Source organism: Mesorhizobium sp. M7D.F.Ca.US.004.01.2.1, assembly GCF_003997785.1.
Lineage (GTDB): Bacteria > Pseudomonadota > Alphaproteobacteria > Rhizobiales > Rhizobiaceae > Mesorhizobium > Mesorhizobium loti.
Genome location: NZ_RZRQ01000191.1, coordinates 1 through 11760, shown reverse-complemented (window position 1 = coordinate 11760; position 11760 = coordinate 1). Strand labels below are relative to the sequence as shown.

The window sequence follows — 11760 nt, the reverse complement described above, 5'->3', positions numbered from 1 at the left end:
ATCTCGGCGTCTGCGACAAGATCGTGCCGGGGCTGGTGATCGCAGCCCTCACCTTCGGCCATCTGCCGGCGGTGTTCATTCCGGCCGGGCCGATGACGACCGGCCTGCCCAATGACGAAAAAGCCAAGGTCCGCCAGCTCTATGCCGAGGGCAAGGCAGGACGCGCCGAACTACTGGAGGCCGAGTCCAAATCCTACCATGGGCCAGGCACCTGCACCTTCTACGGCACGGCGAATTCCAACCAGATGCTGATGGAAATCATGGGCCTGCACACGCCGGGCGCGTCCTTCGTCAACCCCGGCACGCCGCTGCGCGAGGCCTTGACCCGCGAGGCGACCAAGCGGGCGCTGGCGATCACCGCGCTGGGCAACGCCTATACGCCGGTCGGCCGGATGATCGACGAGCGCTCGATCGTCAACGGCGTCGTCGGCCTGCATGCCACCGGCGGTTCGACCAATCACACCATCCACCTGATCGCCATGGCTGCGGCGGCCGGCATCGCCATCACCTGGCAGGACATTTCCGATCTTTCGGAAGCGGTGCCGCTGCTGGCGCGGGTCTATCCTAATGGTCTCGCCGACGTGAACCATTTTCACGCCGCCGGCGGGCTCGGCTTCCTGATCCGCGAACTGCTCGACGAAGGCATCCTGCACGAGGATGTGCAGACGGTATGGGGCGAAGGCCTGCGGCCCTACGCGGTTGAAGCAAAGCTTGGCGCCGATGGCAGCGTCGTGCGCGAAGCCTCGCCGCGGACAAGCGGCGACGAGAAAGTGCTGGCGCCGTTCAACAAGGCGTTCCAGGCGACCGGCGGCCTGAAGGTGCTGTCGGGCAATCTCGGCCACGCCGTCATCAAGACTTCCGCCGTAAAGCCGGAGCGCCGCATCATCGAAGCGCCGGCCAAGGTCTTTGACAGCCAGCAAGGGCTGAATGAAGCGTTCAAGGCAGGCACGCTGACCGGCGATTTCATCGCCGTTATCCGCTTCCAGGGACCTAAGGCCAACGGCATGCCGGAACTGCACAAGCTGACCACCGTGCTCGGCATCCTGCAGGATCGCGGCCAGCGCGTGGCGCTGGTCACCGACGGGCGCATGTCGGGCGCCTCCGGCAAGGTGCCGGCGGCGATCCACGTGACGCCGGAAGCGGTCGAGGACGGTCCTATCGCCAGGATCCACGAGGGCGACGTTATCCGGCTGGACGCCGATGCAGGCACGCTGGAAGTGTTTGTGCCGGCACCGGAATTCGCACTACGCCGTACGGCGGAAGCTGATCTCATCGGCAATGAATTCGGTTTTGGCCGCGAGCTGTTCGCTGGCTTCCGGCAATTGGTCGGCCGCGCCGATCATGGCGCCAGCGCCTTCGGCACGGCTTGATGGGATCACCATCCTGCCCATGAAAAAGGGCGGCTCGTGGCCGCCCTTTTTCATGGGGTTAAGGCAGTTACTTGACGGTGACCTCGACGCGTTCGCCGGCCTTGACCGTAGCCGTACCTTCCTTTGAGTCGTTGTCGGAGGTGTCGGCGACAATCGCGTAGTCGCCAGCCGGCAGCGTGGTCTGGAACTTCGCGTCGTAGTTATAGCCGATCGACTTGCGGTTGCCGTTGATGTCCTTCTTCGTCTCGAAAATCTCGATCTTCGAGGCGCCGGGCGCGGTGATTGCCAGCACGCCGGCATTCATGGCCACTTTCACGTCCTGAGACTCACCGGCCTTCACCGTGAACGGCTGCTCGACCTCTGCCAACTCGACCGTCGCGATCAAAACATAGTCGTCCGGCGGCAGATCGAACTTGCTGTCGGGACCATAGGCATAGGTCACTTCTTCCCTGGTCCCGTCGATCTTCTTCTTCGCCTTGAACACCTTAAAGCCGATGCCCGAACCGTCAGCCTTGTCGCCGCCAGCGGTATAGTAGGCGTTGGCAACGATATGCCCGACGCCGACGATGATGTCCTTTTCGACCGTTTTGCCGGCAGCGAGCGGAATCGTTTCGGCCGCCACGCCCTGGCCGATCGTGACCGTCACTTTCTCGTCACCGGCCGGCAACACGATCTTGGTGGTGCCATAGTAGGTCGCGGGTGCATCGGCGCCCGGGTAGTCGATCACGACAGCCGCGCCGTCGACAACATCCGCCCCCGCGCTTGGTCGCGGATGAATGATGAGCGTGCCGGCATTCAACGTGAACACCGGCTTGTAGACCTGGCCTGCCTCGATCTTGAGCTTCTGTTCGGTCTTGGCCTCACCGTCGCGCGCAACGATAATGTAGTCGCCCGGCTCCAGATTTCCTTTGTAGGCGCCGTATTCGGTGGTGACGTTGTCGCCGCGCGTGCCGTCGGATTTCGCCTTGCAGATCTCCCAGGCATTTCCGTCGGTGACAGGATCGCCGCCTTCGGCAAGCACTGCGGTGGGCAGAAGATTGAATTCCGGCTTGGCAGGCTCGGGCGCCGGTGCTGGGGCCGGTGCCGGCGCTGGTTCGGGTGCAGGCGCCGGTGCTGCGACGGTCTCGACAAGCGCCTCCTGCAGCGCCTTCTCGTCGGAGGCCTGGATGTATTTGCCGCCGGTGTTGTCGGCGAGGCAGGCAATCTGCTTGCCCTCATCGGCGGTGAGGCCGAAGCCGACGACATCGGCGGTGAAGTCGACGCCGGATGCTTCAAGCTCCTTGCCAAGCGCGCAAGGGTCGCCACCGCATGTTTCGAGCCCGTCGGTGATGAGCACCACGGTCGCCTTGTCCTCGGTGTATTTCAACGCTTCGGCCGCCTGCTTGACGGCCGCCGTCAGCGGCGTCTTGCCGAGGAATTTCAGGCTGTCGGCGGCGGCCGAAATGGCGCTGGCAGAACCTGCCTGTGGCGGCACGATCAACTGAATGTCGTCGCAGCTGCCCTTTTCGCGATGGCCATAGGCCATGAAGCCGATCTCGTCCTCGGCGGGGACCGATTGAAGCACGGACCTCAGCGATTCACGGGCGATCTCGAGCTTGGGCTTGCCGTCGATCTGCGCCCACATCGAGCCGGAAGCATCGAGAATGATGATGACCTTGTTTGCGGCAAAGCCGAGTGTCGTCATCGACAAAAGAAGGATCGCCGCAGCGACGCCCCGTGCAAGTCCCGCCATCGATATCTCCTCAAATCCGCCCCTGATCCGGGCGGGAAAGCTATTTGACGCGGCGTCAGGACACAAGTCCGGGCGCGGCTGTGAGGGAGCCGAATGCCAGACTTTTCGGCGAAAGCGAAAATCCGCTCAGTAGGTCGTGCGGCGCTCTTCCGAGGGCGGCCTGCCGAATTGCAGCCGGTAGCTCTGGGCGAAGTAGGAATGCGAGGTGAAGCCGGTCGCGATCGCCACATCGAGGATCGGCATGTTGGTCTGGCGCAGCAATTCGCGCGCCCGCTCCAGCCGCAACCGCATGTAATAACGGCCGGGCGTGACGCTGAGATGGCGCAGGAACAGGCGCTCGACCTGGCGCACCGACAGGCCGGCGGATTTGGCCAGTTGCACGGCCGACAGCGGCTCGTCGAGGTGGTCGGCCATCAGTTCGACGATGCGCCTGAGCTTCTCCGACTTGCCGGTCAGGTCGCGTTCCGGCCCGACACGCTGGCGGTCTCCGGCCGAGCGGATGCGTTCATGCTGGAACTGGTTGGCGACGCCATTGGCGAGATTCGAACCGAAATCGCCGCGCACGATCTCCAGCATCAGGTCGATCGAGGTGGTGCCGCCGGCGCAGGTATAACGCTTGCGATCGATCTCGAAGACGTTGCCCGTGCAGTTGATGTCGGGGAACCGTTCGACGAAGCCTGCGCGATTTTCCCAATGGATAGTGCAGCGATAGCCTTCGAGCTGGCCGGCCTCAGCCAGCAGGTAGGAACCGACCGACAAGGCACCCAGTGCATTGCCGCGCCGGCCCCAGCTGCGCAGTGCCGCCAGCACCTTGCTCTTGCCAGGAAATTCCGTCGTCAGCCCGACCGAGACGAAGAGGATGTCGACAGGCGGCAGGTCGGCAACGGCGTAGTCGATCTTGAGCGGTAGGCCATTGGAGGCCATCACCGGATCGCCGTCGGCCGACACCGTGGTCCAGCCATAGAAGTCGCGGCCGAGCAACCGATTTGCCGACCGGAACGTGTCGATCGCCGCGGCCAGCGAGAACATGGAGAACTTGTCGACCAGCAGGAAAGCGAACTGCCGGCCGCCTTGAACGGGATCGGTTATGGCCGGCCGTTCCAAGGGAATAGTGGGGTTCGGCAAAGCTGCGGCTTTCTGGCGGGTCAGAAGGACGGCCGTTTCAATTCGGCCGCAAGGTAGGCAGAGGCTAACGTATTGGCCATCAGCATGGCAATGGTCATCGGCCCGACACCGCCGGGCACCGGCGTGATGGCGCCGGCGGCCTTGGCCGCTTCGGCATAGGCAACATCGCCAACGAGGCGCGACTTGCCCTCGCCCTTTTCCGGCGCCGGAATGCGGTTGATGCCTACATCGATGACGGTGGCGCCCGGCTTCACCCAATCGCCCCTGATCATCTCCGGCCGGCCGACGGCCGCGACAAGAATGTCTGCGGTGCGGGCCAGTGCCGGCAGATCCTTCGTGCGGCTGTGCGCGACGGTGACGGTGCAGTTGGCGGCAAGCAGGAGGTTGGCCATCGGCTTGCCGACGATGTTGGAGCGGCCGACGACGACGGCATTGAGGCCGGACAGGTCCTTGCCGCGCACACGCTCGATCAAAAGCATCGAGCCCGCCGGCGTGCAAGGCACGAAGGCGGTCTCGAGTTCACCGGTGCCGAGCTTGCCGACATTGATGAAATGGAAGCCGTCGACATCCTTTTCCGGCGCGATGGTCTGGATGATCTTGCCGGCGTCGATATGGGCCGGCAGCGGAAGCTGTACCAGGATGCCGTTGATGGCCGGATCGGCGTTGAGGTCGCCGATGATCTTCAGCAATGCCTGTTCGGAGGTTTCGGCCGGCAGCGTGTGCTGGACGGAATGAAAGCCGCATTCCTTGGCGGTGCGCGATTTGGAGGCGACATAGACCTGGCTGGCCGGATCCTCGCCGACGATGACCACGGCAAGACCGGGCTTGGCGTTGCCTTTGGCAACCAGCTCGGCCGTCAGGGCCTTGACCGTCCGCACCACATCTTCAGCAACGCTCTTACCATCAATCACTTCGGCCATGGACCATCCTCAACACCAAAATGCCCAAGCGCGTCGCTTCCGGAAGCGACGCGCTTTTTGATCTTTCACCGCGTGGCATTTTCACGAAAATTCCAACACGCAATCCCGCCAAAGCGCCTTCCCATGCCGTTTACGCGAAACCGGCATGTTTTTGTACGGCACAGCGAAGAATTTTGTGGCTCAGAAGTACCGGCGACGCGCGCGGCTCTCGGTGAGTTCGCGAACCGCTTCGCGGAATTCGCGCAGGCTGGCGCGGATTTCCTCGATTGGCGCCTGCTGCTCGACGTCCGCCTTGGGCTGCGGCGCCTCCACCGATCGCTGAGGCGCCTGCTGCGGCGGGATGGGCGGCTGCGGATAAGGCTCAGAAGCAGGCTGAGGCGGATAGGGCTGCTGCCCGGCATTGGGGGCGGGCGTGGACTGCGGATGGGTATGGCCGGGCTGCTGCGTGTAGGCCAATGGCTGCGCGTAGGGATAGAGCTGCGGGCCCGAATATGGTCGCTGCGGCACTATGTGAGGCGGTAATGGCGGCTGCGCCATCTGCTGCGTATATGGGGCCTGGGCGCCCGGCTGGAAAGGCGACGGCGGGTAGGCGGCTGCAACCTGCTGCTGGGACGCAAAGGCCGGTGCCGACTGGAGATAGGCGGGGTACGCCGGATCTCGCGTTGGCTTCACGTTTTCATCAGAGACCCACTCCGTATCGAAAGGCTCTTCCGGGGACGGCTTGCGGGACACGGACTTGTGCAGCCTCGACAGCAAGGCACCGATCCGGCCGGAACCTTCGGCCGAGGCGACCTCAGCTTGCTGGACAGGTGGTGGTGCTGCCGGCGGTGGCGCAGGTGGTGGCGGTGTAGGCGGGGGTGTCGATGGCTGCAGTACTGGTGGTTGTAGCGGTGCCGGGGGTGCTGCCCGATATGGCTTGTCCTCATAGGGCGCCCGGCGTTCATCCACGCTGCGGTCGCGGCGCGATCGCGAATTGGCTGTGTCACGCAGGCTCTCATAGGCGCCACGCATGGCGCCGAGGCCAATGCCCGAGGCAAAGCCCAGCAACAGGCCGGCAAGCGCTACGACGACCCGCGACGGCCCGTTCGGCTCGAGTGGCGCGAAAGCCTTCGAGATCACATTGATGTTGGCGGTGTTGATGTCCTTCTGCTCGCCGGTCTCCTTGGCACGGAGCAGGTACTGTTCGTAGACGGAACGCTTGGCGGTGGCCTCGCGCTCCAGTTCGCGCATCGACACCAGATCGCTGTTGACGTCGCCGCTGCGGACCTTGAGCTGAGCCAGACGAGAAGCGAGATCCTGTTCGAGTTGCACGGCGCGCTTGAGGTCGACCTGCAGCGACGAGCCGATGCGGCGCAACTCAGCGGCGATGCGGTCGCGTGCGCCGGCAATCTGGGCATTGAGCGCCTGGAGTTCGGGGTGGCGCGGACCGAACCGGATGGCGGCGCGGTCGACTTCCTGCTTGAGCGACGCATATTGCGAACGCAGATCGCTCATCGTGTTGGAGTTGATCTCCTCCGGCAAGGTGCCGGTGAGAACCGAGTTGACATCGACCGAGCGCGCCGAGGCCGCCCGAGCATTGAGTTCCAGCGTGCGGGCGCGGGCAACCGACAGCTGCTCGTTGAGCTTCAGCATCTCATCGTCGCTGATGAGGTGGCCCTGCGCGTCGACAAGGTCGTGCGTGGCTCTGAAATCCTCGACCTTGCGCTCGGCCGCCTCGACGCCCTTGCGCAACTCGTCCAGCCTGGCCGTGAGTTCGTCCGTGGCGCGGCCGGCGGTGTCCGATTGAATCTGGCCGAAGGTCTGCAGGAAGACATCCGTCATCGTGTTGGCGATGAGGGCCGATTTCTCACCATTCTGCGTTGTCGCGCTGACGGTGATGACGAAGGTCTTGCCGCCGCGCTCGACCGAAAGGCTCTCAGCCAGATTGCCGACAGCCAGCGCACGGCGGCGGGTGTCGTCGACACCGCCCGGTCCGTCATTGCGAGACAGGACGGAGCGGATGAGCGACATGACGCTGAGGCCGCCGCCTTGCCCATTGAATTCCGGGTCATTGACCAGATTGAGCTTGTCGACGACCTTGTTGAGAACGGTGCCTGATGTCAGCACCCGGACCTGGTTCTCAACGATGGCTAGCGTGGCGTCGGAAGCGACGACCGACTGGGTGAGATCGCGGTCAGTCAGCTTCAGGTCGCGCGGATCGACGATCAGCTCGGTGGTGGCCTCGTATTTCTTCGGCGTCGACAGCGCGATCGCAATGCCGAGCGCGGCACCCAGCATCGTCGTCGTCACGATCAGCAGCTTCGACTTGCCGACACCGCGGACGACTTGCATTGGATCGATCAGCGGCTTCCACTGCTGGCTGTCGGCGCCGTCATTGTGGGACGCCGGCGCGGCGCTTGAATGGTAACGTTCGGATGTACGATCGGAGGCGCCTGCGGTTTCAACAGCAACAGACTGTGTCCGTGGCGTGTTTTGCGGATGGCTCACCGACGAGGCTGGCTCGTAGCCGGCCTGATACCCGTCTGTTGCGACCGGATCCGACAGCTTCGGGTTCGTCCGCGTTTCGCGCCGTGAACGGGCGAGGCGATGGCGGGTGGCGGCATCCTCGCGCCATGACGGGTCTGCCCGATCCCCGATCGAGACCAGGGACGCGTCAGGTTCGTCGCCGCGCACAGCCTGGCCAAGCGCCAGCAACGAGCGCTCGCGCTTCCAGTCTTCGCGGTTTTCCCTGTCGACCATTGTCTGGAACTTTACCCTTGGCGACCTGCAAACGGCGATTGGCCATTCGTTAAGCCACGCTAAACAGGCATGGAAAACAAAAGGTTAATTTTCCCGCGCCGAGCCTGCGGTTTCCCTCTTCGGTTGCATCTATTTTCGACACAACCGTAGACCCCAGAACGGCACGTTAAGTTTTCCGGCCTAGGCTCTCCGTGAGACATGACGCAGGCCAGTGATATACCGCAAAGGCGGCCCCTCGCCCGGATCGGCATTTTTTTGGCCGAACGACGGGGGCTGCTTCGCGACTATTTCTCGGCGATCAGCGGCGCCGGTGGGCGACTGGTGTTTTCACTCGCCTATTTCATCGCACTGGCCAACACGCTGTCCATTTCCGAGTTCGGCATGTTCGCCACCGCATCGGCGGCCGGCGTCATGCTGTCGCGCATCCTCGCCTTCGGTTTCATATCGGCGCTCTACCGCACTGCCACCATCCGACCCAATCTGATCGGCACCTTCACCGCCGGCTTCCTGCTGCTCGGCGTGCTGTCGCTGCCGCTGCTGGCGGCGGCCTCGTTCGGCGTCTACCTGATTTTCTTCGCCGACACCGTGCCGCTGTCGGTGTTTGCTGCAATCGTCTTTGCCGAAGCGCTGCTATGGCGGCCGGTGGAGGTGGCGCTGATCGTCAACAACGGTCTGGGCAAGTTCGGCCGCGCCGCGCTGCTGGCCATCCTGGCGACGGCGCTGCGGGCGCTTGGCGCGGTGCTGTTCATGTTCTGGGCGCAACACAGCGTCTGGATATGGTCGTGGTTCTATATCGGCGCCAACGCCGCCTCGCTGCTGATTGCCTTCGGCTTCTTCTACCCGCGCCAGCGGCTGCGGCTGCGCATCGAGCTCTATCTCAGGCGATTGGCCGATTCCATCTATGTGGCCGGCGCCGAAGTGCTGTTCTACCTGCAGATGGAGTTCGACAAGCTACTGGTCCTGGCGATCGGCGGCCCGCATCTGGCCGGTATCTACGCCATCATCATGCGGCTGGTCGATCTGACGGCCATTCCGATCCGCACTTTCTCGATGATGCTGGTGCAACGCATGATGCGCGCGCCGGAACTGCTGTCGCGACTGGCGGTCAAGAGCGGCATCGAAGGCGGCGTGTTCGCGGTGTCGACGCTGGCGCTGCTGACGCTTGGCATCGTCCTGCACTTCTTCCCCAATGCGCTCGGCAAGAATGTCGCCGAGGCCGCCCCGCTGGTCGTGCTGGCGATCTGCGTGCCGGGACTGCGCAATCTGGTCGAATACCAGGCCGAGCTTTTGTTCGCACGCGGCCAGACGCTGGTGCGGGCGCTCAATCTCGGCCTGCTCGCCGGGCTGAAGGCGCTGTTGCTGACCTATGTGCTGACGACCATCCTCGACACGCCGAACCTGGTGCTGTCGCTCAACGTCGTCTTCCTGCTTTTGTATCTCGCCTCGACGCTGCTCACCTATTCGGCGATGCGCAAGCCGGCCAAACCCGTCTAATCCAACCCAATCAGACGGCGGATGCGGCCGATATCGGTGCCGATGAAGGATTGCATGCCTATCGCCACCTGCTCCGGCGCCATGGCGGCAACGAAGTGGCGGAACTCGTCGTCCGACAGCGCTTCGCCGGTCCAGTGGATACGGCAGAACTCCTCCGAGCCGTGGAAGTGGCCGGCGCCCTCCAGCAGATCGTCGACATAGCGGCCGTAGATCATGCATTCGGAGAATTTGCGCGCCGAGCCGACGACCTCGACCCAGTTGCGGCCATGGACTCTTTCGATCTCGCCGCACATCGCCAGTACGGTGTCGCGACGCCAGGCGATCAGCGTCGAAATATAGTCGTGGATCGATGTCCGGGACGGATCGATGCCGAGTGCCGACCCGGCGTTGCGCGACCAGATGCGATGCTCATCATGACCTTCGTCCGCCAGCACGCCGTCACGCCGGAACAGCCGCGCCTTGCCGTCGCGCCAGAAGGCGCCGCAGTCGAAAGGTTTCAGGAAGGCGACGTCGGAATCGCAGAAGATCAGCACGTCTTCGGATGCGTGCGCTGATATGGCGATGCGGCGCAGCTGTTGCACGTGCCAGCCGCGCAACGGCTGCGTCTTCAGGCTGAGCCAGACGCGCCGTCGAAACAGGCTGAGCGGGTCGTCGAAGGCATACAGCCAGCGTGGCAGCAGATCACGCTCGTCGACGACCGTGCGGCGGCCGGTCTCCAATTGGCGAAACAGCCTGACGTCGCGATGTTCGACCAGGATGTAGTGGTGCGCCGCGCCGGAAACGTGGCGATCAAGTGTCTCGCACAGCAGGCGGCAGCGCTCGAAATCGGGCGCGTAGCTTGCCGTCACGATTGCCGCCGTCGGTGTCTGCCGAAGCGGGCCTGGTTCGACAGCGGCGCCTGGAACGAACCTGCTGTTCACTGGCTGTCCCTCGCTGTTTCGGGTGTACGCGAGAATCTCTGCCTGACGACGCGCAGCAGGAACAGGGGATTGCCGACCACATAGCGGCGCCACAGGCGGCTCGGTTCGACAGCCAACCGAAACAGCCATTCAAGCCGCAGCCGGCGCATCCACAAGGGTGCCCGCGGCACCGAGCCGCTCAGGAAGTCGAGCAGCGCGCCGACGGCGATCGGCAGCGTACAGTGGCGCGCGTCGATATGGCGTGCGATCCACAATTCCTGGCGCGGCACACCCATGGCGACGAGCAGCACGTCCGGCCGCAGCGCGGCGATCCGGTCGACGATTTCCGATTCCTGCGAAGCGGGGAAATAGCCGTCGTGGATCACCACGAACCGGTGCTGCACGGCCAGTGCTGCCAGCTTGACCGACGCCGCTTCGGCGTTGACGCGCGTCGCGCCGAGCAGCCCAACCGTCAGCGGCGTCGTCGAGGCTTGCAGGAAGGCGGGGACGAAATCAGTGCCGTTGAGATTGTCCGGAAACGGCGCGCCGTAAAGAAGTCTCGCCGCCAGATCGACGCCGATGCCGTCGGGCAGGATGAGGAAATCATCCAGCGCCTCGGCGAAGACCGGATCGGTACAGGCGATGTTGGCGTTGTGGGCGTTGAGGAAACTGACCTTGGTGAAGCGCCGCTCGGCGATCAGCCGGTTCAGCAGGACGATGGCATCGTTCCAGCGGATCGCAACCACCGGGATGCCAAGGATCGTCTTGAGCTTGTCGAGCCCGAAGGCGGCGCGGGCGGAATGCATGTTCATGCAAACGCCTCCTGCCTGACAGGCCCGAGCTTTTCGAGGCCGAGACGGATGGCGGCGTCGAGCGCCTTGACCTGCGAACGCCGGAACGCGCTGCCGTCGACGTCGCGGATGTCGGCAGCCGCGGCTTCGAGAGCCTTGGCGAAGGCAGCGGGGTCGTCGGTGACGACACAATTGGCCGGGCGATGGTCAATGCCGCGCAGCGACCGGCTGGTGGCGACGGACGGCAGGCCGAGCTCGAAGGTTTCGATGGTCTTCAACTGGACGCCGCTGCCGGCGGTGCTGATCAACGGGATGACGGCAGCGCTGCTTACGAACGCCTGCGCGTCGGGCACGCGGCCGACAAATTCGACACCGGGATGCTTCGACGTAACGCCGGCAGGCATGCTGCCGGCGACGCGGATGCGGAAATCGGAGCGTAAATGCGGTACGACCTTGCCCAGGAACCAGTCGAGACCGATGCGGTTCGGCTGCCAGGTCCAGGTGCCGATCAGGGCGGCGTCGCAGTCGATGCGGCGCGGGCCTTTCCGGGTTGGCGCCGCGGCGCCGGTCACCAAAGGCAGCACCGCCGAGCGGTCGTCCGAGGCGACACCGAGTGCGGCGCGGTCTTCCTCGGCCAGCGTGAAGACGAAGCGCGCCCGTCGACAGAGACGTTCTTCTACGGTCTTGAGC

9 protein-coding genes are annotated in these 11760 nt (G+C 64.2%); 2 read left to right on the top strand and 7 right to left on the bottom strand.

The features are described from left to right. A partial coding sequence (gene edd, locus EN993_RS22915) for a phosphogluconate dehydratase (RefSeq protein ID WP_127264894.1) occupies positions 1–1370 on the top strand: 1370 nt, incomplete at its 5' end. 67 nt (positions 1371–1437) lie between these two features. On the opposite strand, the gene EN993_RS22910 is transcribed toward edd, so the two are convergent. The 4 genes from EN993_RS22910 to EN993_RS22895 form a co-directional block, all read right to left on the bottom strand. After that, positions 1438–3102 (bottom strand): VWA domain-containing protein, encoded by a 1665-nt coding sequence (locus EN993_RS22910; RefSeq protein WP_127264893.1) that lies wholly within the window; start codon positions 3100–3102, stop codon positions 1438–1440. Positions 3103–3228: 126 nt separating this feature from the next. Continuing rightward, the gene (locus EN993_RS22905) at positions 3229–4227 is read right to left on the bottom strand and encodes a GlxA family transcriptional regulator (RefSeq protein WP_164548583.1); all 999 of its coding nucleotides are present in this window, start codon (positions 4225–4227) and stop codon (positions 3229–3231) included. Positions 4228–4247: 20 nt separating this feature from the next. Beyond that, a complete protein-coding gene (gene folD / locus EN993_RS22900) occupies positions 4248–5147 on the bottom strand; it encodes a bifunctional methylenetetrahydrofolate dehydrogenase/methenyltetrahydrofolate cyclohydrolase FolD (protein ID WP_127264892.1) in 900 nt (299 codons plus the stop codon). A 180-nt stretch (positions 5148–5327) separates the two neighbouring features. Beyond that, positions 5328–7886 carry a Wzz/FepE/Etk N-terminal domain-containing protein gene (locus tag EN993_RS22895; protein WP_127264891.1) on the bottom strand — a complete coding sequence of 853 codons (2559 nt, stop codon included), beginning with the start codon at positions 7884–7886 and terminating at the stop codon, positions 5328–5330. 198 nt (positions 7887–8084) lie between these two features. Here EN993_RS22895 and EN993_RS22890 point away from each other — a divergent pair, with 198 nt between their 5' ends. Then, positions 8085–9380 carry a lipopolysaccharide biosynthesis protein gene (locus EN993_RS22890; RefSeq protein ID WP_109670271.1) on the top strand — a complete coding sequence of 432 codons (1296 nt, stop codon included), beginning with the start codon at positions 8085–8087 and terminating at the stop codon, positions 9378–9380. On the opposite strand, the gene EN993_RS22885 is transcribed toward EN993_RS22890, so the two are convergent. From EN993_RS22885 to EN993_RS22875, 3 genes are all read right to left on the bottom strand, one after another. Continuing rightward, entirely contained in the window at positions 9377–10300 is a 924-nt protein-coding gene (locus tag EN993_RS22885) for a DUF6492 family protein (protein WP_127264890.1), read from the bottom strand. The genes EN993_RS22890 and EN993_RS22885 overlap by 4 nt on opposite strands. Beyond that, on the bottom strand, positions 10297–11091 hold the full coding sequence (locus EN993_RS22880; RefSeq protein WP_109670275.1) for a WecB/TagA/CpsF family glycosyltransferase: 795 nt from the start codon (positions 11089–11091) through the stop codon (positions 10297–10299). The genes EN993_RS22885 and EN993_RS22880 overlap by 4 nt, the downstream gene beginning before the upstream one ends. Further along, a partial coding sequence (locus EN993_RS22875; protein ID WP_127264889.1) for a glycosyltransferase family 4 protein occupies positions 11088–11760 on the bottom strand: 673 nt, incomplete at its 5' end. The genes EN993_RS22880 and EN993_RS22875, both read right to left, overlap by 4 nt.

What these genes read in the sequence shown, in the direction of transcription:
- EN993_RS22895 (WP_127264891.1), bottom strand. Translation starts at nt 7,886, where the DNA reads ATGGTCGACAGGGAAAACCGCGAAGACTGGAAGCGCGAGCGCTCGTTG.
- folD (WP_127264892.1), bottom strand. Translation starts at nt 5,147, where the DNA reads ATGGCCGAAGTGATTGATGGTAAGAGCGTTGCTGAAGATGTGGTGCGG.
- EN993_RS22910 (WP_127264893.1), bottom strand. Translation starts at nt 3,102, where the DNA reads ATGGCGGGACTTGCACGGGGCGTCGCTGCGGCGATCCTTCTTTTGTCG.
- EN993_RS22890 (WP_109670271.1), top strand. Translation starts at nt 8,085, where the DNA reads ATGACGCAGGCCAGTGATATACCGCAAAGGCGGCCCCTCGCCCGGATC.
- EN993_RS22880 (WP_109670275.1), bottom strand. Translation starts at nt 11,091, where the DNA reads ATGAACATGCATTCCGCCCGCGCCGCCTTCGGGCTCGACAAGCTCAAG.